Origin of the sequence: Streptomyces sp. (assembly GCF_035563135.1) — a bacterium.
GTDB lineage: Bacteria > Actinomycetota > Actinomycetes > Streptomycetales > Streptomycetaceae > Streptomyces.
In genome coordinates this window covers 1-25,433 of record NZ_DATMVN010000837.1, presented here as the reverse complement: position 1 = coordinate 25,433, position 25,433 = coordinate 1, and the positions used below count along the sequence as shown (strand labels likewise).

Sequence of the window (25,433 nt, the reverse complement as noted above, 5' to 3'; positions counted from 1 at the left end):
CTGCTGCTCCACATGCTGTGGCCCACGCACTGGAGCCACCGGGGGGACGGCCGACGATGGCTGATGCTCGCCGACTCCGTGACGCTGGTGTCCGTCGCCCTGCTGGAACTGTTCCTGCTGGTGCACGTGCTCGCCGTCGCGCTCGCCGTGTCGGTGGCCCGGGACCCGGTCCCCGTGAGGCCGGAGCGCGGCACCGGACTCGCGTTCCTCGTCACCTACCTGCCGGGCAGGGACCGTCTCCCCGCCGTGCGGGCCACCCTGGAGGGCGCCGTGCGGGTGCGGCACCCCGGACCGCTGGACGTCTGGCTGCTCGACGAGAGCGACGACCCGGAGGCCAGGATGCTCTGCGCCGAGCTGGGCGTGCACCACTTCACCCGCCTCGGGGTACCCGAGTGGAACCAGGTGAAGGGCCCGCACCGGGCCGGGGCGCGGCACGGCAACTACAACGCCTGGCTCGCCAAGCACGGTGCCGCCTACGACTTCTTCGCCTCCGTGGCCACCGGTCATGTACCCCGGCCGGGCTTCCTGGAGCGGATGACGGGCTACTTCCGGGACCCGGACATCGCCTTCGCCGTCGGCCCGCGGGTCCACAGAAGCGCTGCCCGGGCCGTCACCGGATCCCCGCACTCCCTGTTCCACGAGCTGATCCAGCGGGCGGGCAACCGCTACGGCGCGCCCGTCCTCGCGGGCACCGGCCGCGTCGTGCGCGTCACGGCCCTGCGCCGGGCCGGCGGCTTCCACGATTCCGTCGCGGGGGACATGGCCACCGGGTTCGAGCTCCACCGCACACGCAACCCGCTGACCGGACGTCACTGGCGCTCGGTCCACATCCCGGACGCTCCGGCCGTCGAGGAGGTCCCGGCCGTCCCGGTGCACGCGTTCCCCCAGCGGCTGCTCCGGTCCCGGGAGGCCTACGGCGTCCTGCTGCGGCAGTGCGGACAGGCGCTGCTGCGGGTGCCGCCCGGGCGGCTTCTCGGCTACACACTGACGCTCGTCCGCAGGCCCGTGGCCGCCGTCGGCTGCCTGTTCGGCGTGCTGAGCTGTCTGCCGGCCTTCACCCACGAGGCGCTGCGCCCCTGGGCGGTCCTCGCCATGGTGACGGCCTTCGCGCCGGCCATGGCGCGGCCCGTCACGCTGCTGCGCCGGCGCCGGGCCCGCGCGCCGCGTCCCGTCCGGGCGACGGAGCCCGCACCGGCCGCCGCCACCGCGGCAGGCACCGGATCCACGCCGGTGCCCGGCCTGTGACGCCCCCCGGGACTCGCGGAGGCGCATGGAACACACGTCCGGTACCGAAGTGCGAGACAGGGCTGACCGTCATATGACCAGTGGGTAAGGTCGTGCCGTGCCGAAGCCGCTCAGCCTCCCCTTCGATCCCATCGCCCGCGCCGAGGAACTCTGGCACCGGCGCTGGGGCCCGGTGCCCTCCATGGGGGCGATCACCTCGATCATGCGCGCGCAGCAGATCCTGCTCGCCGAGGTGGACGCGGTGGTCAAACCGTACGGACTGACCTTCGCCCGGTACGAGGCGCTGGTCCTGCTCACCTTCTCCCAGGCCGGTGAGCTGCCGATGTCCAAGATCGGCGAGCGTCTGATGGTGCACCCGACCTCCGTGACGAACACCGTCGACCGCCTGGTGCGCTCGGGACTGGTCGACAAGCGCCCCAACCCCAACGACGGACGCGGAACCCTGGCCTCCATCACGGACAAGGGCCGTGAGGTCGTCGAGGCGGCCAGCCAGGACCTGATGGCGATGGACTTCGGGCTCGGTGTGTACGACGAGGAGGAGTGCGCCGAGATCTTCGCGATGCTCCGGCCGCTGCGGGTGGCCGCGCGGGACTTCGAGGAGAAGTAGCCACCGGGACGGGGTGCTGCAAGATCGCCCCGGCCGTCCGGATACGCTCGATGTCATGAAACGCAGCGTGCTGACCCGCTATCGGGTGATGGCCTACGTCACCGCCGTCATGTTGATGATCCTGTGCGTGTGCATGGTCTTCAAGTACGGATTCGACACCGGGGAGAGCCTGACCTTCGCGGTCTCGCAGCTCCACGGCGTCCTGTTCATCATCTACCTGGTCTTCGCCTTCGACCTCGGTTCCAAGGCGAAGTGGCCGATCGGCAAGCTGCTCTGGGTGCTGGTCTCCGGCACGATCCCGACAGCCGCGTTCTTCGTCGAGCGCAAGGTCGTCCGGGAGGTCGAACCGCTGATCACCGACGGCTCCGCGCGGGCCGTCAAGGTCTGACCGGAAGCACCCGAACCGCCCCGCGCGAAGCGCCGGGCGGTTTGCCGTCGACATTTACTAGGACGTCCTAGTAAATTTGAATGATGGACGCTCACGCGATCGAGGAAGGCCGCCGCCGCTGGCAGGCCCGTTACGACAAGGCCCGCAAGCGCGACGCGGACTTCACCACCCTCTCCGGGGACCCGGTGGAGCCCGTGTACGGGCCCCGCCCCGGCGACACGTACGAGGGATTCGAACGGATCGGCTGGCCCGGCGAGTACCCCTTCACCCGGGGGCTCCACCCCACCGGTTACCGGGGCCGCACCTGGACCATCCGCCAGTTCGCCGGCTTCGGCAACGCCGAGCAGACCAACGAGCGCTACAAGACCATCCTGGCCAACGGCGGCGGCGGGCTCAGCGTCGCCTTCGACATGCCGACCCTGATGGGCCGCGACTCCGACGACCCCCGCTCGCTCGGCGAGGTCGGCCACTGCGGCGTCGCCATCGACTCCGCCGCCGACATGGAGGTCCTGTTCCGGGACATCCCGCTCGGTGACGTCACCACCTCGATGACGATCAGCGGGCCCGCCGTCCCCGTCTTCTGCATGTACCTCGTCGCCGCGGAGCGCCAGGGCGTCGACCCGGCGGTGCTGAACGGCACGCTGCAGACCGACATCTTCAAGGAGTACATCGCGCAGAAGGAGTGGCTCTTCCAGCCCGAGCCGCATCTGCGCCTCATCGGCGACCTGATGGAGCACTGCGCCCGCGACATCCCCGCCTACAAGCCGCTCTCGGTCTCCGGGTACCACATCCGTGAGGCCGGAGCCACGGCCGCGCAGGAACTCGCCTACACCCTCGCCGACGGCTTCGGATACGTGGAGCTCGGTCTCTCCCGCGGTCTGGACGTCGACACCTTCGCGCCCGGACTGTCCTTCTTCTTCGACGCGCACCTCGACTTCTTCGAGGAGATCGCCAAATTCCGCGCCGCCCGCCGTATCTGGGCCCGCTGGATGAAGGAGACCTACGGCGCGAGGACCGACAAGGCGCAGTGGCTCCGCTTCCACACCCAGACCGCCGGCGTCTCGCTCACCGCCCAGCAGCCCTACAACAACGTCGTGCGCACCGCCGTGGAGGCGCTGTCCGCCGTCCTCGGAGGCACCAACTCCCTGCACACCAACGCCCTGGACGAGACGCTCGCCCTCCCCTCCGAGCAGGCCGCCGAGATCGCGCTGCGCACCCAGCAGGTCCTCATGGAGGAGACCGGCGTCGCCAACGTCGCCGACCCGCTGGGCGGCTCGTGGTACGTCGAACAGCTCACCGACCGCATCGAGGCCGACGCCGAGAAGATCTTCGAGCAGATCAAGGAGCGAGGCACCCGGGCGCACCCGGACGGCGAGCACCCCATCGGGCCGATGACCTCCGGCATCCTGCGCGGCATCGAGGACGGCTGGTTCACCGGCGAGACCGCCGAATCCGCCTTCCGGTACCAGCAGTCCCTGGAGAAGGGCGAGAAGAAGGTCGTCGGCGTCAACGTCCACCACGGTTCCGTCACCGGCGACCTGGAGATCCTGCGGGTCAGCCACGAGGTCGAACGCGAGCAGGTGCGCGAACTCGCCGGGCGCAAGGAGGGCCGCGAGGACGGAGCGGTCCGTGGCGCACTGGACGCGATGCTGGCCGCGGCCCGCGACGGCTCGAACATGATCGGGCCGATGCTGGAGGCCGTAAGGGCGGAGGCGACCCTCGGTGAGATCTGCGGGGTGCTGCGCGAGGAGTGGGGCGTCTACACGGAGCCGCCGGGCTTCTGAGCGGCGTCCCGGCCACGCGGCCGGCCGGGGCCTCCAGCCCCGGGAGCCTCAGGCCCCGGGGCGGTGCTCCGCCGCCGCTGTGCCCAGCCCGCAGAGCAGCAGCACCGTGAAGCGCCGGGCCCAGTCGGTGTCGACGGGCTCGGCGCTCACCAGCGTCCGGTGCACCACGGCCCCGGCGATCACGTCGAAGATCAGGTCCGCGGTGCGGGCCGCCACCACCGCGTCCGGCTCGGTGGGCAGTTCCCCGCGGCGCTGCGCACGCTCCCGCCCCAGCAGGACGAGGTGTTTCTGCCGGGCCACGATCGAATGGCGTATGCGGTTCCGCAGCGCCTCGTCCCGTGTCGACTCGGCGACCACGGCCATCAGCGCCGTCTTGGTCTCCGGCCGCTCCAGCAGATCCGCGAACTGGAGGACCACGGCCTCCACATCGGCCGCGAGACTGCCGAGGTCGGGCAGCTCCAGCTCGTCGAAGAGGACGGCGACCGCATCGACCACCAGTTCGTTCTTGCCGGCCCAGCGGCGGTAGAGAGTCGTCTTGGCGACCCCCGCCCGCGCCGCCACATCGCCCATCGTCAGCTTCGACCAGCCGAGGTCGACGAGCGACGCACGGGTCGCCTCCAGGATCGCGGCATCGGCCTCAGCACTGCGGGGACGTCCGGGCCGGGTGGGTTCGATGGGGCAGCAGCTCGGCATGCGGCGACCATACCGGCCGGTAAGTAGTGCTGACCGGGCCGGGAGCCCGTGAGACAGATCACCGTGAGCCCTTGCCCGGCAGGGGGGTGGGGCAGTTACGCTACGGGTCGTAGCGTAAGGAGCGACGGTTCGTCCGTCGTGGCGCGACGACCGATCGACAGCCACAGGCGCCGGGTGGGGACCCGGCTCCGAGCACGGGGTTTTCAGGGCCTCGGAACCGCTTCCGTCCACGCGCCGCGCACACCGGCGTGGCCGTGGACGGAGGCGGTTCACGGATCGCTTTCCGGATCAGTGCGCGCAGGGGGGAGGATGTACGTATGCAGCCTAGGAACATGTCCATGAGCGGTGTCGTCGACCTCGCCGCCGTGAAGGCGGCCGGCGACGCGAAGGCGAAGGCGGAGCAGGCCCGCGCGGAGTCTGCCCGGCAGGGAGGCGCCGGTGCCGTGGCACCCGCCGCCCTGGTGATCGACGTCGATGAGGCCGGATTCGAGACCGACGTCCTCCAGCGCTCCACCGAAGTCCCCGTCGTCATCGACTTCTGGGCCGAGTGGTGCGAGCCGTGCAAGCAGCTCGGCCCGCTCCTGGAGCGTCTCGCCACCGAGTACAACGGCCGCTTCGTGCTGGCCAAGGTCGATGTCGACGCCAACCAGATGCTGATGCAGCAGTTCGGGATCCAGGGCATTCCCGCCGTCTTCGCGGTGGTGGCCGGACAGGCCCTCCCGCTCTTCCAGGGGGCGGCCCCCGAGAGCCAGATCCGTCAGACGCTGGACCAGCTGATCCAGGTCGGTGAGGAGCGTTTCGGCCTCACCGGGATCACCGTCGACCCGGGCGCCGGAACCGGGGACGGGGAGAGTGCCCCCGCCGAGGTGCCCGCCGGACCGTACGACGCGCAGCTGGAAGCAGCCGCGCAGGCGCTGGACGCCAACGATTTCACCGGGGCGGTCGCGGCGTACAGGAGCGTCCTGTCCGACGACCCGGTCAACACCGAGGCGAAGCTGGGCCTGGCCCAGGCCGAACTGCTGGGCCGTGTCGCGGGGCTGGATCCGCAGCAGGTCCGCAAGGAGGCCGCGGAGAATCCGGCCGAGCCGGCGGCGCAGATGGCGGCCGCCGATCTGGATCTCGTGGGCGGCCATGTGGAGGACGCCTTCGGACGGCTCGTCGAGACGGTCCGCCGCAACGCCGGCGACGACCGCGACGCCGTGCGGGTGCGGCTCCTCGAACTCTTCGAGGTGATCGGCCCCGACGACCCCCGGGTCGTCGCCGCCCGCACCGCGCTCGCGCGCGTCTTGTTCTGATGTGACAACACGGCCGTGGGGCCCTTCCGGCACCACGGCCGTTTTCGCGGGTGTACGACAACGAACGCTTCCGCTTTACCAAAACTTGATAAAAGTACGTAGTGTTACTCGCAGTAAATCGCCTCTATGGATCTGTCCGGTTTCGGGCGGCAATCCCGTCATTCGCGCGTCCCTTCGGTGCCACCCTGAGTGGCCGGTCGGTGTCGCCCTGTCGCGCGCCGGTTATCTGGTCGTTACTAGTCGGTAACGACCCCCCTTGTGTCACGGCCGTGAATGGACCACGATCGGCCACGCTCGGTCCAATCCCCGCCGGTCCGACGGCCAGTCGGCGCAGGTGGGTCCGTTGGGTCCCCACCGGGTGGTCGGCGGCAGTGACGCCGACCGCGGACAGGGGGGTTCCTGCCTCTGGGCAGGGCCTGTCCGAACCGGCTGCGCAGACGCGCGGCCAGTGGTTGTCGCTCGGGGGTGATCGCCGGTGATTCGGATGCGGTACGCGCCTCCGGTCCGGGCGCTCTCCTTCCCGAGGACGTAGCACTTCTCCCATCCCAGGGCGGGCGCACTGCCCGTACCGGAGATGTACGTCCGAGAAGGAGGAAATATATGAGTTCGCAGGTTCGCGGTGGTACCAGATGGAAGCGTTTCGCTCTGGTCATGGTGCCGAGCGTCGCGGCGACCGCCGCAGTGGGCGTGGGTCTTGCGCAGGGTGCGCTGGCGGCATCGTTCAGCGTGTCGGGTCAGAGCTTCAAGGTCAGGACCGACAGCCTCGTCGGTCAGGACTTCGTCCAGTACGGGAACGTCGCTTCCGGCGCGGGCGCACACCACCCCGTGGCCGTGTCGGGCTTCAGCAGCGCGACGATCACCAACATGTGCCAGTCGGTGGTCACGCCGAATCTGCCGTTCGATCTCGGCAGCGTCACGCTGAGGCTGGAGGCGGGCACCAACCCGAAGAGGCCGGTCCAGGCGACCAACCTGTACCTGGATGTCGCTCAGCTCGACGCGAACGCGTCGTTCAAGAACATCGACATCGGTGTCGCGGCGGGTTCCCTCAAGAACAAGGACAGGCCTGACTCGATCGGCATCCAGCCGGGCACCCAGGCGAATCCGAACGGATTCGCGCAGCGTGCCGAGGAAGCGGTCCTGACCGATGTGGAACAGGTGGCGTGGGCGACGACCGCCGGCACCTTCCAGCTCAGCGACCTGAAGCTGCGGTTGTACAGCGGTACCAAAAAGCAGTGCTTCTGAGGCACGTGACCGGGTGGCCGGAGTGCTCCCTGAGGGCCTCCGGCTGCCCACCCCTTTTCTTCTCACAGCAGTACCGGTTCCAGGGAGCTGTTTTCCATGAGCCCCGAGTCCACAGGGCAGAACGAGCACTACCTCACCGTCTACCGGCGGGGATTCCGCACCTGGCGGGGTAACCGGCCGTTCTGGGCGGGCCTGTTCACCATCCTGGGTGGTGTACCCATCGCGTACTTCCCGTACGCGAACATGCACCTCGGCAACATGACGATCGCGATGTCCACCACCGCCGGAGCCGGGTCGCTGATCATCGGGGTCCTGCTCGTCACGCTGGGCCTCACCATGTGGTTCCACCACATCGTGCGGGTGTTCGCCGGTGTCGCCGCGATCCTGCTCGCGCTCATCTCCATCCCTGTCGCCAACATAGGCGGCTTCATCATCGGCTTCCTGTTCTCGCTCCTCGGCGGAGCCCTCTCCATCGCCTGGGCTCCGGGCGAAGCCGAGGAGGACGTTCCCGAGGCCCGGGAGCACGGCCAGGAGCCCCACGGCACCGCTGAGGCCCCGCGAAAGCAGAGGCTGTTCGGGGTGGCGACGGAGGCCGACGGCGGGGGGCATCGTGCGGGGTGACGACAGCCGGACGAACGACTACGGGCCGGAGAGCTCTCCGGAGCGAAGAGGCCCCCGCCACGCGGCGCCCAGGAAGTCGCTCCTGACGAAGCTGCACATGCCCACGGGCAAGAAGGCCTTCGCGCTCGCGGCGATGCCGACGGCCGTCTTCGTGGGCATGGGGCTCACCCCCAGGCTCGCCATGGCCGACGACAGCACGGACATCCCCTTCGCCCCCGGGCCCTGCGTGACCCGCTCCGACGAGCCGCCCGAGTCGCAGGAACCCGGGACGGAGCCCACGCCGAGCGCCACGCCGTCCGACGGTGCGGGCAAGGACGAGGCCGGTAAGGACGAGACCGGCCAGGAGGACGGTTCCGCAGCGCCCGAGCCCTCGGCGAGTGCGCGCGCGTCCGCGCAGGACACCTCCCCGGAGGCCTCCGGGGAGGAGAAGACCGCCCCGTCGGCCACCCCCACGCCCACCCCCACGCCCACCCCCTCGCCCACCGCGTCGAAGAACCCCCTCGACCCGCTGGGTGTCGGTGACGCGCTCAAGGACCTCTTCGACGGACCGGACAAGGAGACGGCCGCGCCGTCCCCGAGCGCCACCGAGGAGACCCCGGAGCCGTCGGGGAGCGCCACTCCCGAGACGCCGGACAAGCCGGTGGAGAAGGCGACGGACGCGGCGAAGGACGCGGCCGACGAGACCGCCGACGCCATCCGTGAGGCGGCCGGGAAGGCGGGCAAGGCCGTCGAGGAGCTCGACGACGACGTCAAGGGCCTCGACCCCGTGAAGGACGAGGACATCCCGGACGGTGCCAAGGAGCGCTTCCCCTGCCCGACCGCCGACCCCGAGGCGCTCGCCGCGGCCGAACTGGAACAGGGCGTCCCGCTGCTCCCGGACGACCCGTGGACGCTGGAGAGCTCGAAGCTCACGCTCAACGGACTGGACTACGCGGGCATCGTCGAGGTGAAGACGTACAGCGGCAGCGTCAAGAAGGTCCTGAAGTTCACCGCCGCCTCCATCGACATCAGGGACCTGCACCAGCTGACGAAGGGCCCGGCCGGGACGACCGGTCACGTCAAGGCGAGCAGCGGCTCCACGTCGACGATCCGCGACGGCGAAGTGACGATGTACACGGAGAAGCTCGAAGGCAACCTCTTCGGGCTCATCCCGATCACCTTCAGCCCCGAGACCCCTCCGCCGGTGAACATCCCCCTCGTCTTCTTCACCGACGTGACGGTGACCCAGGCCGGCCAGTTCGGCGGTACGCTCACGGTCCCCGGCCTGTCGAACTACTTCACCGGCGGCAACAGCTGACCGGTGCTCCGGACCCGTCCGGGAGCCGCACGAAGACTGTGGCCCGCACCCCCGCTCGTACGGGGGTGCGGGCCACAGTCTTCGTGCGGGCGGCGGAGCGTCAGGCGCGCTCGCCGCTCAGGTGGTGCACCCGGACCATGTTGGTGGTGCCGGGGACGCCGGGGGGCGAGCCGGCCGTGATGACCATCGTGTCGCCGTCGGTGTAGCGGTTCAGCTTCAGCAGCTCCGCGTCCACCAGGTCGACCATGGCGTCCGTGTTGTCCACGTGCGGCACGACGTAGGACTCGACGCCCCAGCTCAGCGCGAGCTGGTTGCGGGTGGCCTCCTCGGTGGTGAAGGCCAGGATCGGCTGCGCGGCGCGGTAGCGGGAGAGACGGCGGGCCGTGTCACCGGACTTGGTGAACGCGACCAGCGCCTTGCCGTCCAGGAAGTCCGCGATCTCGGCGGCCGCGCGGGCGACCGAACCGCCCTGGGTGCGGGGTTTCTTGCCCGGCACCAGCGGCTGGAGGCCCTTGGAGAGGAGCTCCTCCTCGGCGGCGACGACGATCTTGGACATCGTCTTGACCGTCTCGATCGGGTACGCGCCGACGGAGGACTCCGCCGACAGCATGACCGCGTCCGCGCCGTCCAGGATCGCGTTGGCGACGTCGGACGCCTCGGCGCGGGTCGGCCGCGAGTTGGTGATCATCGACTCCATCATCTGCGTCGCCACGATCACCGGCTTGGCGTTGCGGCGGCACAGCTCGATGAGGCGCTTCTGCACCATCGGGACCTTTTCGAGCGGATACTCGACGGCGAGGTCACCGCGGGCGACCATCACACCGTCGAAGGCCGCGACGACGCCCTCCATGTGCTCGACGGCCTGCGGCTTCTCCACCTTGGCGATGACGGGGACCCTGCGGCCCTCCTCGTCCATCACCTTGTGCACGTCCTTGACGTCCTCGGCGTCGCGCACGAAGGACAGCGCGACCAGGTCGCAGCCCATCCGCAGGGCGAACCTGAGGTCCTCGACGTCCTTCTCGGACAGCGCGGGGACGTTGACCGCCGCACCGGGGAGGTTGATCCCCTTGTGGTCGGAGATGACACCGCCCTCGATGACGATGCTGGTGACGCGCGGGCCCTCGACCGAGACGACCTTCAGCTCGACGTTGCCGTCGTTGATGAGGATCGGGTCACCCTTGGCGACGTCACCGGGCAGCCCCTTGTAGGTGGTGCCGCAGATCGACTTGTCGCCGGGGACGTCCTCGGAGGTGATGACGAACTCGTCCCCGCGGACCAGCTCGACAGGACCCTCGGCGAACTTCCCGAGACGGATCTTGGGGCCCTGGAGGTCGGCGAGCACGCCGACCGCGCGGCCGGTCTCGGCGGCGGCCTTGCGGACCCGGTCGTAACGGCCTTGGTGCTCCTCGTGGGTACCGTGACTGAAGTTGAAACGGGCCACGCTCATGCCGGCCTCGATCAGAGCGACGAGCTGCTCGTGGGAGTCGACGGCGGGACCGAGGGTGCAGACGATTTTGGAACGGCGCATGAGGCGGATCCTATCGGTTTGTTTCACTGCGGAATATTCCGTCTGGTGGAAGATACAAAGGGGCGGGGGCCCGCTCAGTTGTGGACCAGGTCGAAGGTCTGGCCGGCGATCTCCAGCTCTTCGTCCGTAGGCACCACGGCGACCGCCACCCGTGCGTCGTCGGGCGAGATCAGCCGCGGTTCGCCGGACCGTACGGCGTTGCGGTCCGCGTCCACGGCCAGGCCGAAACCCTCCAGCCCCGCGAGCGCAGCCTCCCGGACCGGGGCCGAGTTCTCCCCGACCCCCGCCGTGAACGTCACCGCGTCCACCCGGCCGAGGACCGCCGCATAGGCGCCGATGTACTTCTTCAGGCGGTGGATGTAGACGTCGAACGCGAGCGTGGCACGCTCGTCGCCCTCGTCCACCCTGCGCCGGATCTCCCGCATGTCGTTGTCGCCGCAGAGGCCGACCAGGCCGCTCCTCTTGTTCAGCAGGACGTCGATCTCGTCCGTCGACATCCCCGCCACCCGCTTCAGGTGGAAGGTGACGGCCGGATCGATGTCCCCCGAACGCGTGCCCATGACGAGCCCTTCCAGGGGGGTCAGGCCCATGGACGTCTCCACGCACCGGCCCCCCGCCACCGCGGAGGCCGAGGCGCCGTTGCCCAGGTGCAGCACGATCACGTTCACGTCGGCCACCGGCCGGCCCAGCAGTTCGGCCGTCCTGCGCGACACGTACGCGTGCGAGGTGCCGTGGAAGCCGTAGCGGCGGATGCGGTGCGCGTCGGCGGTCCTGACGTCGATCGCGTACCGCGCCGCGTACTCCGGCATCGTCGTGTGGAACGCCGTGTCGAAGACCGCGACCTGCGGCAGGTCCGGCCGCAGCGCCTGCGCCGTGCGGATGCCGGTGATGTTCGCCGGGTTGTGCAGCGGGGCCACCGGGACGAGCCGCTCGATCTCCTCCAGCACCTCGTCGGTGATCACGGTGGGCTCGCTGAACTTCAGCCCGCCGTGCACCACCCGGTGGCCGATCGCCGCCAGCTCGGGGGAGTCCAGTCCGAGCCCGTCGGCCGCCAGCTCGCCGGCCGCGGCCTTCAGCGCCTCCTCGTGGTCGGCGATCCTGCCGGTGCGCTCACGGGGCTCCCCGCCCTTCAGCGGGGTGTGCACCAGCCGGGAGGAGGACTCGCCGATCCGCTCGACCAGACCGGTCGCCAGCCTGGAGCGGTCGCGCATGTCCAGCAGCTGGTACTTCACCGACGAGGAGCCGGAATTGAGCACGAGCACGCGGTGGGCGTCATTCATGGAGCGGAAACCTTCACTGGTCGGGTCGGTGGTCATCGCGGTCATCCCTCGCCCTGCGCCTGGATCGCCGTGATGGCCACCGTGTTGACGATGTCCTGGACCAGCGCGCCGCGGGACAGGTCGTTGACCGGCTTCCGCAACCCCTGCAGGACCGGGCCGACCGCGACCGCGCCCGCCGAACGCTGGACCGCCTTGTAGGTGTTGTTGCCGGTGTTGAGGTCCGGGAAGATCAGCACCGTCGCCCGGCCCGCCACCTCCGACGCCGGCAGTTTGGTCGCGGCGACGGACGGCTCGACCGCCGCGTCGTACTGGATCGGGCCCTCGATCCTCAGGTCCGGCCGTGAGTCGCGTACCCGCTCCGTGGCCTCCCGCACCTTGTCGACGTCGGCGCCGCTGCCGGAGGTGCCCGTCGAGTACGAGAGCATGGCGATCCGGGGATCCACGCCGAAGCGGGACGCGGTGACCGCCGACTGCACCGCGATGTCCGCGAGCTGCTCCGCGTCCGGATCCGGGTTGACCGCGCAGTCGCCGTAGACCAGCACCTTGTCGGCGAGGCACATGAAGAACACCGAGGAGACGATCGAGGCGTCGGGCTTCGTCTTGATGATCTCGAACGCCGGCCGGATCGTGGCCGCCGTGGAGTGCGCCGAGCCGGAGACCATGCCGTCGGCCAGGCCCTCCTGGACCATCAGGGTGCCGAAGTAGTTCACGTCCGAGACGACGTCGTACGCCAGCTCCACCGTCACTCCGCGGTGCGCGCGCAACGCGGCGTACCGCTCGGCGAAGTTCTGGCGCAGCTCGGAGGTCTGCGGGTCGACGATCTGGGTCTCGGCGAGGTCGATCCCCAGGTCGGCGGCCTTCTTGCGGATGACGTCGATGTCCCCGAGGAGGGTCAGGTCGCAGACGTCGCGGCGGAGCAGCACGTCGGCGGCGCGCAGGACGCGCTCCTCGGTGCCCTCGGGCAGGACGACCCGGCGCCGGTCGGAGCGGGCCTGTTCCAGCAGCTCGTGCTCGAACATCATCGGGGTGACCCGGCCGCTGCGGGCCACCGAGATCCGCTCCAGCAGGGCGCCGGTGTCCACATGGCGCTCGAAGAGGCCGAGTGCGGTCTCCGCCTTACGGGGTGTCGCCGCGTTCAGCTTCCCTTCCAGGGCGAAGAGTTCACCCGCCGTGGGGAAGGACCCGCCGGTCACCGCGATGACCGGGGTGCCCGGCGCGAGGCGGGCCGCCAGCCGGAGTATCTCCTCGCCGGGGCGCTCGTTGAGGGTCAGCAGTACGCCCGCGATGGGCGGCGTGCCGGCGCTGTGCGCGGCGAGCGAACCGATGACGAGGTCCGAGCGGTCGCCGGGGGTCACGACCATGCAGCCCGGTGTCAGGGCCTTCAGGAGGTTCGGCAGCATGGCGCCGCCGAACACGAAGTCCAGGGCGTCCCTGGCCAGGCCCGCGTCGTCACCGAGCAGAACCGTTCCGCCCAGTGCGGTGGTGATCTGGGCGACGGTGGGCGCGGAGAGCGCGGGGTCGTCCGGCAGGACGGAACAGGGGACCGGGAGCTGCGCCTTCAGCCGGTCGGCGATGTCCGCGCGGTCCCCGGACGCCACCCGGTTCACGATCATCGCCAGGACGTCGCAGCCGAGACCGGCGTACGCCCGGTAGGCGTTGCGGGTCTCGGCCCGGACGGACCCGGCGTCCTGGTCCTTGCCGCCGACCACCGCGATCACGGATGCGCCGAACTCGTTGGCGAGCCTCGCGTTCAGGGCCAGCTCGTCGGGGAGCTGGGTGGCGGCGAAGTCGCTGCCGAGGACCAGCACCACCTCGTAGTCGCGGGCCACCCGGTGGAAGCGCTCGACCAGCAGGGAGACCAGCTCGTCGGTGCCCTTCTCCGCCTGGACCGCGGCGGCCTCCTGGTAGTCGAGGCCGAAGACCGTCTCCGGGCTCTGCGAGAGCCGGTAGCGGGCCCGCAGCAGCTCGAACAGCCGGTCGGGGCCGTCGTGGACCAGCGGCCGGAAGACGCCGACCCGGTCCACCTGACGCGTCAGTAGCTCCATGACTCCCAGATCGACGACCTGACGGCCGTCTCCCCGGTCGATCCCGGTCACGTACACGCTGCGCGCCACGCGTGGTCTCCCGTCCTCTTTGGCTGGCATTGTCCCTTTGACGATACCTACCGGGGCAGGTGGGCCGCCCGCCGGGCACCGTGACCGGGGGCGGGCCCTCCCGGGCCCCGGCAGGCTCCGCCGGTGAAGCCGGAAGCGCGAGGGCCTGGCTTCACGTGGGACAATCGTCGTGGCTCACGGTACGGGGCTTTCTCGACGGGACCCCGGAACGCATGGCACTAGCGAGCAGGAGACAGAGCAGGATGCGCATCGGAATTCTCACCGCAGGCGGCGACTGTCCAGGCCTGAACGCTGTGATCCGTTCGGTCGTGCACCGCGCCGTGGTGGGGCACGGGGATGAGGTCATCGGTTTCGAGGACGGCTTCAAGGGGCTGCTCGACGGCCACTTCCGGCCCCTCGACCTGAACGCCGTCAGCGGCATCCTGGCCCGGGGCGGCACGATCCTCGGCTCGGCGCGGCTCGAACGCGACCGGCTGCGTGAGGCCGCCGAGAACTGCGCGGAACTCTCCCACCGCTACGGCATCGACGCGCTGATCCCGATCGGCGGCGAGGGCACGCTCACCGCGGCCCGCATGCTGTCCGACGCCGGGATGCCCGTCGTCGGCGTCCCGAAGACCATCGACAACGACATCTCCGCCACCGACCGGACCTTCGGCTTCGACACCGCCGTGGGAGTCGCGACCGAGGCCATAGACCGTCTCAAGACCACCGCCGAGTCCCACCAGCGGGTCATGGTCGTCGAGGTCATGGGCCGCCACGCGGGCTGGATCGCGCTGGAGTCCGGCATGGCCGGCGGTGCCCACGGCATCTGTCTGCCGGAGCGGCCCTTCCAGGTCGACGACCTGGTCAAGATGGTCGAGGAACGCTTCGCGCGCGGCAAGAAGTTCGCCGTCATCTGTGTCGCCGAGGGGGCGCACCCGGCCGAGGGCTCGATGACGTATGCCAAGGGCGAGATCGACCAGTTCGGCCACGAGCGCTTCCAGGGCATCGGCAACCGGCTGGCGGCCGAGCTGGAGCGGCGGCTCGGCAAGGAGGCGCGGCCGGTCATCCTCGGCCACGTGCAGCGCGGCGGTACGCCGACCGCGTACGACCGGGTGCTCGCGACCCGCTTCGGGTGGAACGCCGTCGAGGCCGTGCACCGCGGTGACTTCGGGAGGATGACGGCGCTGCGCGGGACCGAGATCGTGATGGTTCCGCTCGCGGACGCCGTGGCCCGCCTGAAGACGGTCCCCGGTGACCGGATGTACGAGGCCGAGTCGGTCTTCTAGGGTCTTCCGTCCGAGCCGGACCTGTCCGGATCAGGCCGGGCCAGGGAGCGGGGCCGCTGCCGTGCCCCTTCGGTCCCGGATGCCCGCCGTCCGCCAGAACTCCTCGGCCACGCGGTGCGCACCACAGGACACCGGCCAGCGCCCTCGGTTCGCGTGCGCCGGGCAGTGCGGCGCCGCGTTCCCGGGCCGTCACGGTCCCGGCCGTGATCCGCAGCCCGTACGCAACATGCCCGGGAGCCGTTCCCAGCGCCTCGCGGGGGCGGCGCGGGGCGGGGGCGTCGAAGGGCGGGGTGGGGTGTACGGCCCCGCCGTAGGAGCCCGGAAGGGGCCTGGCTACAGGCTGTTCCCACCACTTCGCCGTTCGTACGATCGTCCTGGGGCGGTCTCGGGAGGGGCCCGGCCTCTCAGCGGGTTTCAGCCACCCAGTGATAGTGCAGCTCAGGCCGGCCGACCTGACCGTAGCTCGGCCGCCGCACGGCCCGGCCCGCCGTCACCAGATGCTCCAGGTAGCGGCGGGCGGTGATCCGGGAGATCCCCAGCCCCTCCCCGGCCGCCGCCGCGGTCACCCCGTCCGGGGCCGCCCGCAGGGCCCGGGTCACCGCCTCCAGCGTCGGGCCGCTCAGGCCCTTGGGCAGCGTGGCGGGGTCGGCGACCCGCAGTGCGCCCAGTGCCCGGTCCACCTCCTCCTGGCCGCTCGCCTCACCGGCCGCCGCCCGGAATTCGGCGTACCGCACGAGCCGGTCCCGGAGCGTGGGATACGTGAACGGCTTCAGCACGTACTGCACGACACCGAGCGACACGCCCTCCCGCACCACCGCCAGATCGCGCGCCGACGTCACCGCGATGACGTCCGCGCCGTGCCCCGCGGCCCGCAGCGAGCGCAGCAGCTGCAATCCGTGCCCGTCGGGCAGATAGAGGTCGAGCAGCAACAGGTCCACCTCCGTGCGGTCCAGCGCCCGCACGGCCTGGGCCCGGGAGTGCGCGACGGCCGCGACCTCGAAACCCGGCACCCGGCCCACATAGAGCTGATGGGCGTCCGCGGCCACCGGATCGTCCTCCACCACCAGCACACGGATCACGGCGCGGCCACCTCCGCCCCCGCCGCACGGCCGGCGAGCGGCAGCCGCACGGTGAACTCCGCGCCGCCGCCCGGAGCCCGGCCCAGCGTCACCGTCCCGCCGTTGCGGTGGGCCGCCTGCCGTACGAGCGCCAGGCCCAGGCCGCGGCCCGTCCCGTGGGTCGTCCAGCCGCGCCGGAACACCTCGTCCGCGTCGTCCGGGCCGATCCCGGCGCCGGTGTCCGCCACCCGCAGCAGCAGCTCGCCCGGCTCCGTACGCGCGGTCACGGTGACCAGGGCACGCGTCGCGGTGCGCTGTGCGGGGACGGACGCGCCGGCGCCGCCCGTGGCCGTCTCCGACGCGGCGTCCACCGCGTTGTCGATCAGATTGCCGAGGACCGTCACCAGGTCCCGCGGCGCCAGTGAGCGCGGCAGGGCCCCGTCGTCGATCAGACTGTCCTCGGTGAGCACCAGCTCCACACCGCGCTCGTTGGCCTGCGCCGCCTTGCCGAGCAGCAGAGCGGCGAGCACCGGTTCGGCGACCGCGCCCACGACCCGGTCGGTGAGGACCTGGGCCAGCTCCAACTCCGCCGTCGCGAAGTCCACCGCCTCCTCGACCCGGCCGAGCTCGATCAGCGACACCACGGTGTGCAGCCGGTTCGCCGCCTCGTGCGCCTGGGAGCGCAGCGCCTGGGTGAAGCCGCGCTCCGAGTCGAGCTCGCCCGACAGCGCCTGCAGCTCCGTGTGGTCCCGCAGCGTCACGACCGTCCCGCGCCGCTCGCCGCCGACCACCGGGCTCGTGTTGACGACGATCACCCGCTCCGCCGTCAGGTGGACCTCGTCCACCCGCGGCTCCGACGCCAGGAGCGCCCCGGTCAGCGACGCGGGCAGCGCCAGCTCGTCGACCCCGCGCCCGACCGACCCCGGCTCCAGTCCCAGCAGCTCCCGGCCGGCGTCGTTGATCAGGGCGACCCGGCGCTGCCCGTCCAGCATGAGCAGCCCCTCGCGCACGGCGTGCAGCGTGGCCTCGTGGTAGGTGTGCATCCGGCTCAGTTCCCGGGCGTTCATCCCGTGCGTGTGCCGCCGCAGCCGGGCGTTGATCACGTACGTGCCGAGCGCCCCCAGCGCCAGCGCGGCGCCGGCCGCCGTCCCCAGGGCCCCGAGCTGCTCACGCACCTGCGTGGACACCCGCTCGACGGTGATCCCCGCGCTGACCAGGCCGACGATCCTGCCCCCGTCGTACACCGGCGTGACGACCCGTATCGAGGGGCCGAGCGTGCCGGTGTAGGTCTCCTCGAACGTCTCGCCGAGCAGCGCGCGCTCGGTGTGGCCGATGAAGCTCCTGCCGATCTGGGAGCGGTCGGGGTGGGTCCAGCGGACCCCCTCCGGATCCATGATCGTGACGAAGGTGATCCCGGTGTCCTCGCGCACCTGCTCCGCGTACGGCTGGAGTACGGCGGACGGATCCGGGGTACGGATCGCCTCCCGCACGGACGGCGATCCGGCCATGGCGAGGGCGGCGGCCCGCACCTGGCGGGCCGCGGTCTCCTCCGCCCGGTCCCGGCCGGAGGCGTACGCGTAGAAGGCGCACCCCGCCACGACCGCCGCCACGAGCAGGGCCTGCATCGCGAACAGCTGGCCGGCCAGGCTGCGGGGGAGGGTTCGGGGCAGGCGCATGGCACCCAGTCTGCCTGGCAGGGGCACCCGGCCCAAGGTGGCTCGAAAGCATCTGTGAACGATATGAACGCAACGGTGACGGCCGTCACAGGGAAGTGAATAGTCACCGGGGCCCCCAGGGACGGGGAGCAGCCGCATACCCGAGGAGATCCCCGTGGCAGAGAAAGCCGTACGACGGGACCGCACCCACTACCTCTACATCGCCGTGATCGCCGCCGTGGTGCTGGGCGTCACGGTGGGCCTGGTGGTCCCGGACTTCGCCGTCGAGCTCAAGCCGATCGGCACAGGCTTCGTCAACCTCATCAAGATGATGATCTCCCCGATCATCTTCTGCACGATCGTGCTGGGCGTCGGCTCCGTGCGGAAGGCCGCCAAGGTCGGCGCCGTCGGCGGCCTGGCCCTCGGATACTTCCTGGTGATGTCGACCGTCGCCCTGGCCATCGGCCTGGTCGTCGGCAACCTCCTGGAGCCCGGCTCCAGCCTCCACCTCACCGAGGCGGCCCGCGCCGCAGGTGAGAAGCAGGCCTCGGGGGCCAGCGAGTCCACCGTGGACTTCCTGCTCGGCATCATCCCCACCACCATGGTCTCGGCCTTCACCGAGGGCGAGGTCCTGCAGACCCTGCTCATCGCCCTGCTCGCGGGCTTCGCGCTCCAGGCGATGGGCTCGGCCGGCGAACCCGTCCTGCGCGGCATCGGCCACATCCAGCGCCTCGTCTTCCGCATCCTCGCCATGATCATGTGGGCAGCCCCGGTCGGCGCGTTCGGCGCGATGGCGGCGGTGGTCGGCGAGACCGGCGTGGACGCGCTGAAGTCGCTCGCGATCATCATGATCGGCTTCTACGTCACCTGCGCGCTCTTCGTGTTCCTCATCCTGGGCGCGATCCTGCGCCTGGTGGCCGGGGTCAACATCTTCACCCTGCTGAAGTACCTGGGCCGCGAGTTCCTGCTGATCCTCTCGACCTCCTCGTCCGAGTCGGCCCTGCCGAGGCTCATCGCGAAGATGGAGCACATGGGCATCAGCAAGCCCGTCGTCGGCATCACCGTGCCGACCGGCTACTCCTTCAACCTCGACGGCACCGCGATCTACCTCACGATGGCCTCGCTCTTCATCGCCAACGCGACGGGCGACCCGCTGACCATCGGCGAGCAGATCTCACTGCTGGTCTTCATGGTGATCGCCTCGAAGGGCGCGGCAGGCGTCACCGGCGCCGGTCTGGCCACGCTCGCGGGCGGCCTCCAGTCGCACCGCCCCGAACTGGTCGACGGCGTCGGGCTGATCGTCGGCATCGACCGCTTCATGAGCGAGGCCCGCGCCCTGACGAACTTCGCCGGCAACGCGGTGGCCACGGTGCTCGTCGGCACCTGGACCAAGGAGATCGACCGGGAGCGGGCGGCCCAGGTCCTCTCCGGTGCCCTCCCGTTCGACGAGAAGACGATGACGGACGACGTGCACAGCGGGGAGCCGCACGTCCCGGACACCCGGGACGGCGACGAGCAGCAGCAGTCCTCGCTCGTGAAGGCGTGACGCGCGGGGAGTGACGGGTGCGGCCGGTACGGGACTTCCCGTGCCGGCCGCACCCGTCGTGGCAGACTGCGGTCCCACTGCGCCCGGACGAGCCGGATACGCGGTCGCTACGCGTGCAGCCGGGGAGCGGGATGGACAGGAATCTGGCGGAGACGGCCCGGGCCGCTCTGGGAGCCGCGTGTGCACCGGGCACCGAAGGGCGCGCGGCCGTACCGGCGCCCCGCCTCGACGGCACCACCACCACCGTCGTCGCCGACACGTGCGTACGGGGCGACCTCGGCTTCGTCCTGCTCCTCCACCGGCGCAGGGACGGTCTCGTCGCTGAGGAGCTCTTCTTCGCGACGCGCGAGGACACGGGGGAGTGGGGCACCGCGGAACACCTCTCGGGCAGCGGGGGGTTCCCGGACCTGACTGATCCCGAAGAAGCCGCAGCCGTTCTGCGGGGCCGGCCGATGATGCTGCTCGGCGAATCCGGGACGCTTCTGCACACCGGGCGGCCCCAGGCCGACGAGGGGTACGAACTGCTGCGGTTCCACGTGCTGCTGGTGGACGAGGGCGTCGGTCACCTCCATGTCGAGGACGGCTCCGGGGGAGTCCCGCCGTCGTCCGGCCGCGTCCTCAAACCGCTCATGTCCCGGCTGGCTCTTCTCGCCCTGTTCCCCGAGGAGCGCGTCACCGTGCACCCGGGGCCGGACGCGGGCGCCGGAGAGCGGTCCCTGGGTGAGCCGTTCGAACTGGCCGGAAGCGATGCCGTGTCGGGGCCTTCCTGAGCTTCGGTACCGGTACCGGCGCAGGGCGACGGCGACCGGTGACTGCACCTGTTGTCTCAGATCCTCCTCCTGACCGCGTCCCGGCCGTGGGGGAGGTGGATGACCGCCCGGTTGCCGTACCCCGCGGTGCTCGCACCGTTCGCCGATGGCGAGGCAGCCGGCCGTCCCCCTGCCGTCCCGGGTCCCGTCTCCCGCACGGTCGTCACTCACCCGCCTCCGGTGCTTGCGGCGGCTGTACTTCCCGGGGCGTCAGGACGCCTTGCCTTGACGTGGGCGTCAAGGATTACGGTCGCGGTATGCGAATCGGGGAACTGGCCGAACGCGCCGGGACGACGACACGGACGCTGCGGTACTACGAGTCGCGGGGCCTGCTGCACGCAGGCCGCGCGGAGAACGGCTACCGCACCTACGACGAGAGCGACCTGCGGCTGATCCGGCAGATCCGGACCCTTCAGGACTTCGGTTTCGACCTGGAGGAGACCCGCCCCTTCGTCGACTGTCTGCGCGCCGGCCACCCGGCGGGTGACGCCTGCCCGGCCTCGCTGGCGGTCTACCGGCGCAAGCTCGGTGAGCTGGACGTCCTCATCGGCCGACTGCAATCGGTCCGTGCGGAGGTGGGGGCCCAGCTGGCCCGCGCCGAACTGGAGGCGTCGGCCGAAGTGCCGGGCGGCCCCGAACCCCGATGTGAACTGAACTGGGAGGACGAGTCATGATCCACGCAGAAGGTGCCACAGAGGTCACCGACGCGACGTTCGACGCGGAGGTCCTGGGGGCCGGCCTGCCGGTCCTGGTCGAATTCACCGCCGACTGGTGCGGCCCCTGCCGCCAGCTCGTCCCGGTGCTCGGCGCGATCGCCAGGGAGGAGGCGGGCCGCGTCAAGATCGTCCAGCTCGACGTGGACCACAACCCGGAGACCACGAGTCGTTACGCGGTGCTGTCGACGCCGACCCTGATGGTCTTCCAGGACGGCGAACCGGTGAAGTCCATGGTGGGCGCCCGCCCGAAGCGCCGCCTGCTCCAGGAACTGGAGGAGGTCCTCCCGGCGGCGGTCTGACCGCCCGGCGCCTCACCCCGGCCGATCAGGCCTTACGGGCGAGCAGTTGAATCTCCTGGAACTGCCGCCGGTCGGTGGGCTGGGGCTCGCGCACCATACGGGCCACCTCGGCCAGCCCGCACGCGCGCAGCATCGCGGAGAGGTGGTCGGGCGACCACCGGTAGGCCGGGGCGACCGCGTGGTCGTAGACCTGCGCCGGGTGGGACGGGCCGTCGCTTGCGGGGAAGCCGATCAGGAGGTGGCCACCGGGGGCCAGTACACGGTGGAACTCGGCCAGGACGGCGGGGAGTTCCTGTGGCGGCGTGTGGATGACGGACCAACGGGAGAGTACGCCGCCCAGCGCGCCGTCGGCGATGTCCAGCGCGGCCATCGAGCCCACGTCGAACCGCAGGCCCGGACAGGCCTGCCGGGCCAGCTCGATCATCGCGGGAGAGGCGTCGACACCGAACGCGGCCAGCCCCAGCTCGTCCAGATGAGCGGTGATATGACCAGGCCCGCACCCCAGGTCCGCGACCTGCCCGTTTCCGCTCGCGCGTACGACCTCGGCGAAGGCGCCCAGGATCGCGCGGTCCAGGGGACTGTCACGCAGGGTGTCGCGGAAGAGGTGCGCGTAGGTGGCGGCGGCAGCGTCGTACCCCTCGCGGGTGGTACGGAAGGCATCGTGTTCGACCATGCTCGTGACAGTAGTTCCCGGCCCCGAGGCGATCCGGGAAAATCTCGATCCACTCTCCCGGCCGCTCGATCTCCGACCGGCCGACCGGTCGTCGCTCACGGGAGGTCGCCGCCTTCATACCCGGGAGGCACCCCGTCCCAGGCCGTCGGCGCCGCCGGCCGATCCGGCGGCCTCCCGGGCCCGGGACCGGTCAGTCCTTGCGTCCCGTGACGGCGACGGTGACCCCCAGGCCGACCATCGTGAGGCCGCCGACCCCTCCGACCAGGGAGAGCCGCCGGGGTGAGCGGGCGAACCAGTCCCGGCCGGCCGCCGCGACCAGACCCCACAGGCTGTCGGAGGCCACGGCGATGAGGGTGAAGACCAGCCCGAGCAGGAGCATCTGCACGACGACGTGTCCCTGGGCGCGGTCGACGAACTGCGGCAGCACGGCAGCGAAGAACACGAGGGTCTTGGGGTTGGCCACACCGACGGCGAACCCCTCCCACAACGTGCGCAGGCCGCTGCCTGCGCCTTTGTCGGCAGTGAACGAGGCATGGAGCACACCGCGTTGCCGCCACGCCCTGACGCCCAGATACACCAAGTAGGCGGCACCGGTCAGCTTCAGCGCCGTGAAGACGAGGACGGAACGTTCCACGACCGTCCCGACCCCGAGAGCCACGGCCACGATGAGCACATAGGCGCCCAGCGTGTTACCCAGGACCGTCGTCAGCGCGGCGCGCCGTCCCTGGGCCAACGCGCGTCCGATCACGAACAGCACACTGGGGCCGGGGACCACGATGAGAAGGAACGACATCGCCGCGAAGGCGAGTAAGCGCTCGGCAGACACCATGACTCCGATGTAAGCACGGACGAGTTCACCTCTCAGCCCCTTTTCCCCTTCACTCCCGCCCGGGCGGGACTGCTCCTGCCGCCGCTCTCACCGGGCCGTGCAGGCCGGCGGCCACCGCGACGTACACGCACCTCCAGCAGCACCCGGCGGGCAAGCGGGAGGCACACTGCCCGCTCGTATCGCGGGTGTATCGAAAACCGCATACGCCACCGCAACGGCACTCCATGTCCTATGGGGGGCATGAACCACAGCGCACCTCCGCCCGGCCGTACGCGCAGGATCGTGCTTCTCGGCCTGGCGGTCCTCGGCATGGTGGGCGCCGCGTTCGTCGTGCGGGGGCCGCTCCTGATGGCCGCTCCGATGTGCATGGCCGGGCGGTGGCACGGCTGCTTCGGTACGTTCAACGGGGTGGTGTTCGTCATGTTGGCCGCGCTGGCGTCGCGCCGCTGGTGGCGCACCACGGCGGAAGCGCCGACGGACCGGCCTCGGCCCGCGTTCGCACCGGTGGGCCCCGTCGGCCCGCTTGCCGTGCTGTGCGGCCCGGACGCGACCGGGCAGCGAAAGGTATGCGGCTCATTACACGCTGTTGGTGATCGCGCGCTCCGCGATAGCCTGGCGTCGGCCATGACGGTAGGGCCGGTGACGACCAGGCGTGGTACGAGGACTTCGCGGGTGACGCTGTGCGCAGGGCATGGGTGACACCGGCGTCCGACCGGCCCGGCAACCTTTCTCCGGCCGGTATCGCGGACATGGTGGGCAACTGTTGGGAATGGACCTCCACCAGTCTGGGTGATCCAGGTGAGGCCGTCATCTGTGGTGGCAGCTACGACAATCCGATGCGTGCGGTGCAGGCGAGCAGCAAGGGGATCTACCGGAAGCGCGGTGGGAGCAACGCGGTGGGCTTCCGATGTGTGGAAGACGTCATGGACACCGAGGAGACGACTGTATGAGCGGCGAGCCCCGCCACGGGACGGTCATCGACCGGCGGTCGAGCGGCGGGGGAGTGAACGGCACCCTCGGGTCCTACATCGTTCAGGACGACGAGGACCAGCGGTACTACGGCTTCGACTACCGGCAGATCGTGACCGAGGGATTCCGGACCATCCGTACGGGCGAACGTGTTCGCTTCCATGTTTCGGGTGTCAGCCCTGACCGGGCGGAGTTCGTCATCCGTCTCGACCGGCCCGACCCGTCCGAGTACTACGGATGACCGCACCACCCCCGCCGCTCGAAACGGTCACCGGCGCCCGCCAGGAGCTGACGGTCGTCGTGCCCGTGTGCCTGCTGCGGGCCCCGGACTGGGAGCAGGGGCCGTTTCCGTTCGAGCTGGGCAGCCGGCGCACCGACACCGGGACGAGGGCGACGTACTTCGCCCCCGCTTCCGCCCGCGTCCTGTACGGCACACCTGACAGGCCTCGCCGTTGGCACCGGCCGGTCTCGATCACGCACGACGGTCTGCATCTCATCGGCATGGAGCTCCTCCGCACCGCCACCGCCCGCAATCCCGAACACGCCCTCGCCGTCCTGCATTTCACGGTGACCAGGCCCCTCCTGCCTGTGGTGCGTGCGATAGCCGGCCGGGAGGCCGTCCACGGTGAGGACACGGCGCTCACAGGGCCGCTGGATCCTGGAGCGCTCCTCGCGGGGCTGGCCGAAGTCACCAGCGGGGCCGGGACGTTCGCCCTCGCCCGGCCCTATACCGTCGCTTTCCTCACCCCCGAGGCCGATCACGGACCCGCGCTCCGCGCAGGCCATGAAGGGGAACTGCCGGACAGTGCCGATCGCTGGCTCTGGCAGCTGGCGTCGCGTTCGACCCCGGCCGACTTCCCGCTCGCCCCGGAGACCGCCGCCGTGGAGCTCGGTAACGCCGTACGCATCTCGGCGGACTGGAGTGCCCTGGTGCTGCGGCAGGGAGCTGCCTTCCTCGGTCACCGTGCCGACACGGGGGAGGAGGACTTCTACGCGTTCGGCGCCCTGCACTCGCGCACCGTCTACCTGGATGCGCTGCTGCTCGGGTCGCTCCAGCGTGACCACATCGACGAGCTCACCGACGAACTCTCGGACGTCTTCGACACCGGACGGCTGGCGCGGAGAGTGGCCACGCTGGAGCGCAACATCGCGGCCTTCCGGAGCACCTACTGGCGTCAGCACCTGACCGCCCACGGTCCGGCCAACGCACTGCTTCTCGCCTTCCAGAACCAGCACCGGCTGCCCGAACGGTTCGGGGAGATCCTGGCGGAGGCCGCTGACTACAGCCGTTTGGTGCAGACGCAGGAGAGCCAGCAGATCAGCGGCGCGCTGGGAACGCTCACGATCCTGGGCCTGCCGCTCGGGACCTCGCTCGGCGTCCTTCAGGTCCTCGGTGACGAATCCGTCAGCCACCTGCTCGTCGCGCTCGGAATCTCCGTGGTCGTGACCGCGGGCGCTCTCGCGACGCGGTACGGCCGGCTGGTGCTCTCATCGCTGCGCGGAGGGGGGAAGCCGTG

Annotated in this window: 23 protein-coding genes and 2 pseudogenes; 16 read left to right on the top strand and 9 right to left on the bottom strand. The window is 70.8% G+C overall.

Annotated features, from left to right (window positions below; genetic code table 11):
- From VN520_RS37110 to VN520_RS37095, 4 genes are all read left to right on the top strand, one after another.
- A partial coding sequence (locus VN520_RS37110; RefSeq protein WP_325751360.1) for a glycosyltransferase family 2 protein occupies window positions 1-1,245 on the top strand: 1,245 nt, incomplete at its 5' end.
- A 97-nt stretch (window positions 1,246-1,342) separates the two neighbouring features.
- Entirely contained in the window at window positions 1,343-1,852 is a 510-nt protein-coding gene (locus tag VN520_RS37105) for a MarR family transcriptional regulator (protein WP_325751359.1), read from the top strand.
- A gap of 55 nt (window positions 1,853-1,907) precedes the next feature.
- Window positions 1,908-2,240: a DUF3817 domain-containing protein gene (locus VN520_RS37100; protein WP_325751358.1), complete on the top strand. Its 333-nt coding sequence runs from the start codon at window positions 1,908-1,910 to the stop codon at window positions 2,238-2,240.
- 83 nt (window positions 2,241-2,323) lie between these two features.
- On the top strand, window positions 2,324-4,024 hold the full coding sequence (locus tag VN520_RS37095; protein WP_325751357.1) for an acyl-CoA mutase large subunit family protein: 1,701 nt from the start codon (window positions 2,324-2,326) through the stop codon (window positions 4,022-4,024).
- Between the two features lie 48 nt (window positions 4,025-4,072).
- Here the strand turns inward: VN520_RS37095 and VN520_RS37090 are convergent, their stop codons facing one another.
- Window positions 4,073-4,717 carry a TetR/AcrR family transcriptional regulator gene (locus VN520_RS37090; protein WP_325751356.1) on the bottom strand — a complete coding sequence of 215 codons (645 nt, stop codon included), beginning with the start codon at window positions 4,715-4,717 and terminating at the stop codon, window positions 4,073-4,075.
- A gap of 317 nt (window positions 4,718-5,034) precedes the next feature.
- On the opposite strand from VN520_RS37090, the gene VN520_RS37085 reads away from it, so the two are divergent.
- The 4 genes from VN520_RS37085 (at window position 5,035) to VN520_RS37070 (ending at window position 9,172) form a co-directional block, all read left to right on the top strand.
- Window positions 5,035-6,012 carry a tetratricopeptide repeat protein gene (locus VN520_RS37085; RefSeq protein ID WP_325751355.1) on the top strand — a complete coding sequence of 326 codons (978 nt, stop codon included), beginning with the start codon at window positions 5,035-5,037 and terminating at the stop codon, window positions 6,010-6,012.
- A 600-nt stretch (window positions 6,013-6,612) separates the two neighbouring features.
- The gene (locus tag VN520_RS37080) at window positions 6,613-7,254 is read left to right on the top strand and encodes a DUF6230 family protein (RefSeq protein WP_325751354.1); all 642 of its coding nucleotides are present in this window, start codon (window positions 6,613-6,615) and stop codon (window positions 7,252-7,254) included.
- Window positions 7,255-7,350: 96 nt separating this feature from the next.
- The gene (locus VN520_RS37075; protein ID WP_325751353.1) at window positions 7,351-7,875 is read left to right on the top strand and encodes a DUF6114 domain-containing protein; all 525 of its coding nucleotides are present in this window, start codon (window positions 7,351-7,353) and stop codon (window positions 7,873-7,875) included.
- Window positions 7,865-9,172: a hypothetical protein gene (locus VN520_RS37070; RefSeq protein ID WP_325751352.1), complete on the top strand. Its 1,308-nt coding sequence runs from the start codon at window positions 7,865-7,867 to the stop codon at window positions 9,170-9,172. Before VN520_RS37075 ends, VN520_RS37070 begins: the two co-directional genes overlap by 11 nt.
- A gap of 100 nt (window positions 9,173-9,272) precedes the next feature.
- Here VN520_RS37070 and pyk read toward each other — a convergent pair whose 3' ends face one another.
- From pyk to pta, 3 genes are all read right to left on the bottom strand, one after another.
- Window positions 9,273-10,700 carry a pyruvate kinase gene (gene pyk, locus VN520_RS37065; RefSeq protein ID WP_325751351.1) on the bottom strand — a complete coding sequence of 476 codons (1,428 nt, stop codon included), beginning with the start codon at window positions 10,698-10,700 and terminating at the stop codon, window positions 9,273-9,275.
- A 74-nt stretch (window positions 10,701-10,774) separates the two neighbouring features.
- Window positions 10,775-12,025, bottom strand: a complete 1,251-nt coding sequence (locus VN520_RS37060; RefSeq protein ID WP_325751350.1) for an acetate kinase — start codon at window positions 12,023-12,025, stop codon at window positions 10,775-10,777.
- Window positions 12,022-14,094 (bottom strand): phosphate acetyltransferase, encoded by a 2,073-nt coding sequence (gene pta, locus VN520_RS37055; RefSeq protein ID WP_325751349.1) that lies wholly within the window; start codon window positions 14,092-14,094, stop codon window positions 12,022-12,024. The genes VN520_RS37060 and pta overlap by 4 nt, the downstream gene beginning before the upstream one ends.
- A 242-nt stretch (window positions 14,095-14,336) precedes the next feature.
- Here pta and VN520_RS37050 point away from each other — a divergent pair, with 242 nt between their 5' ends.
- Complete coding sequence (locus tag VN520_RS37050; protein WP_325751348.1) at window positions 14,337-15,362, top strand: ATP-dependent 6-phosphofructokinase; 1,026 nt, start codon at window positions 14,337-14,339, stop codon at window positions 15,360-15,362.
- A 112-nt stretch (window positions 15,363-15,474) separates the two neighbouring features.
- Here the strand turns inward: VN520_RS37050 and VN520_RS37045 are convergent.
- The 3 genes and pseudogenes from VN520_RS37045 to VN520_RS37035 form a co-directional block, all read right to left on the bottom strand.
- Window positions 15,475-15,732, bottom strand: a pseudogene (locus VN520_RS37045) (XRE family transcriptional regulator); the annotation flags it as partial.
- A 34-nt stretch (window positions 15,733-15,766) separates the two neighbouring features.
- Window positions 15,767-16,441 carry a response regulator gene (locus VN520_RS37040; RefSeq protein WP_325751347.1) on the bottom strand — a complete coding sequence of 225 codons (675 nt, stop codon included), beginning with the start codon at window positions 16,439-16,441 and terminating at the stop codon, window positions 15,767-15,769.
- On the bottom strand, window positions 16,438-18,096 hold the full coding sequence (locus tag VN520_RS37035) for a sensor histidine kinase (RefSeq protein ID WP_325751346.1): 1,659 nt from the start codon (window positions 18,094-18,096) through the stop codon (window positions 16,438-16,440). The genes VN520_RS37040 and VN520_RS37035 overlap by 4 nt, the downstream gene beginning before the upstream one ends.
- Window positions 18,097-18,250: 154 nt before the next feature.
- On the opposite strand from VN520_RS37035, the gene VN520_RS37030 reads away from it, so the two are divergent.
- The 4 genes from VN520_RS37030 to trxA all read left to right on the top strand — a co-directional run bounded on the left by VN520_RS37030 (window position 18,251) and on the right by trxA (window position 21,445).
- Window positions 18,251-19,621, top strand: coding sequence for a cation:dicarboxylate symporter family transporter (locus VN520_RS37030; protein ID WP_414720073.1), 1,371 nt, complete (start codon window positions 18,251-18,253; stop codon window positions 19,619-19,621).
- Window positions 19,622-19,752: 131 nt separating this feature from the next.
- Window positions 19,753-20,391 carry a hypothetical protein gene (locus tag VN520_RS37025; protein ID WP_325751345.1) on the top strand — a complete coding sequence of 213 codons (639 nt, stop codon included), beginning with the start codon at window positions 19,753-19,755 and terminating at the stop codon, window positions 20,389-20,391.
- 296 nt (window positions 20,392-20,687) lie between these two features.
- On the top strand, window positions 20,688-21,104 hold the full coding sequence (locus VN520_RS37020) for a MerR family transcriptional regulator (protein ID WP_325751344.1): 417 nt from the start codon (window positions 20,688-20,690) through the stop codon (window positions 21,102-21,104).
- Complete coding sequence (gene trxA, locus VN520_RS37015) at window positions 21,101-21,445, top strand: thioredoxin (protein ID WP_325751343.1); 345 nt, start codon at window positions 21,101-21,103, stop codon at window positions 21,443-21,445. Before VN520_RS37020 ends, trxA begins: the two co-directional genes overlap by 4 nt.
- A gap of 25 nt (window positions 21,446-21,470) precedes the next feature.
- Here the strand turns inward: trxA and VN520_RS37010 are convergent, their stop codons facing one another.
- Window positions 21,471-22,118 (bottom strand): class I SAM-dependent methyltransferase, encoded by a 648-nt coding sequence (locus VN520_RS37010; protein ID WP_325751342.1) that lies wholly within the window; start codon window positions 22,116-22,118, stop codon window positions 21,471-21,473.
- Between the two features lie 190 nt (window positions 22,119-22,308).
- Window positions 22,309-22,947, bottom strand: coding sequence for a LysE family translocator (locus VN520_RS37005; protein WP_325751341.1), 639 nt, complete (start codon window positions 22,945-22,947; stop codon window positions 22,309-22,311).
- A 659-nt stretch (window positions 22,948-23,606) separates the two neighbouring features.
- On the opposite strand from VN520_RS37005, the pseudogene VN520_RS37000 reads away from it, so the two are divergent.
- The 3 genes and pseudogenes from VN520_RS37000 to VN520_RS36990 all read left to right on the top strand — a co-directional run.
- Window positions 23,607-23,897, top strand: a pseudogene (locus VN520_RS37000) (SUMF1/EgtB/PvdO family nonheme iron enzyme); the annotation flags it as partial.
- Window positions 23,894-24,157, top strand: coding sequence for a hypothetical protein (locus VN520_RS36995; RefSeq protein ID WP_325751340.1), 264 nt, complete (start codon window positions 23,894-23,896; stop codon window positions 24,155-24,157). The pseudogene VN520_RS37000 and the gene VN520_RS36995, both read left to right, overlap by 4 nt.
- Window positions 24,154-25,433, top strand: a 1,280-nt coding sequence (locus VN520_RS36990; protein ID WP_325751339.1) for a hypothetical protein, incomplete at its 3' end; no start/stop codon positions are given. The genes VN520_RS36995 and VN520_RS36990, both read left to right, overlap by 4 nt.

Bases quoted from the DNA above. Each gene is read 5' to 3' on its own strand.
- VN520_RS37035 (WP_325751346.1), bottom strand. From the start codon at position 18,096: ATGCGCCTGCCCCGAACCCTCCCCCGCAGCCTGGCCGGCCAGCTGTTC.
- VN520_RS37100 (WP_325751358.1), top strand. From the start codon at position 1,908: ATGAAACGCAGCGTGCTGACCCGCTATCGGGTGATGGCCTACGTCACC.
- VN520_RS37095 (WP_325751357.1), top strand. From the start codon at position 2,324: ATGGACGCTCACGCGATCGAGGAAGGCCGCCGCCGCTGGCAGGCCCGT.
- VN520_RS37090 (WP_325751356.1), bottom strand. From the start codon at position 4,717: ATGCCGAGCTGCTGCCCCATCGAACCCACCCGGCCCGGACGTCCCCGC.
- VN520_RS37020 (WP_325751344.1), top strand. From the start codon at position 20,688: ATGCGAATCGGGGAACTGGCCGAACGCGCCGGGACGACGACACGGACG.
- pyk (WP_325751351.1), bottom strand. From the start codon at position 10,700: ATGCGCCGTTCCAAAATCGTCTGCACCCTCGGTCCCGCCGTCGACTCC.
- trxA (WP_325751343.1), top strand. From the start codon at position 21,101: ATGATCCACGCAGAAGGTGCCACAGAGGTCACCGACGCGACGTTCGAC.
- VN520_RS37060 (WP_325751350.1), bottom strand. From the start codon at position 12,025: ATGACCGCGATGACCACCGACCCGACCAGTGAAGGTTTCCGCTCCATG.
- VN520_RS37025 (WP_325751345.1), top strand. From the start codon at position 19,753: ATGGACAGGAATCTGGCGGAGACGGCCCGGGCCGCTCTGGGAGCCGCG.
- VN520_RS37075 (WP_325751353.1), top strand. From the start codon at position 7,351: ATGAGCCCCGAGTCCACAGGGCAGAACGAGCACTACCTCACCGTCTAC.
- VN520_RS36995 (WP_325751340.1), top strand. From the start codon at position 23,894: ATGAGCGGCGAGCCCCGCCACGGGACGGTCATCGACCGGCGGTCGAGC.
- VN520_RS37005 (WP_325751341.1), bottom strand. From the start codon at position 22,947: ATGGTGTCTGCCGAGCGCTTACTCGCCTTCGCGGCGATGTCGTTCCTT.
- VN520_RS37050 (WP_325751348.1), top strand. From the start codon at position 14,337: ATGCGCATCGGAATTCTCACCGCAGGCGGCGACTGTCCAGGCCTGAAC.
- VN520_RS37085 (WP_325751355.1), top strand. From the start codon at position 5,035: ATGCAGCCTAGGAACATGTCCATGAGCGGTGTCGTCGACCTCGCCGCC.
- VN520_RS37080 (WP_325751354.1), top strand. From the start codon at position 6,613: ATGAGTTCGCAGGTTCGCGGTGGTACCAGATGGAAGCGTTTCGCTCTG.
- VN520_RS37010 (WP_325751342.1), bottom strand. From the start codon at position 22,118: ATGGTCGAACACGATGCCTTCCGTACCACCCGCGAGGGGTACGACGCT.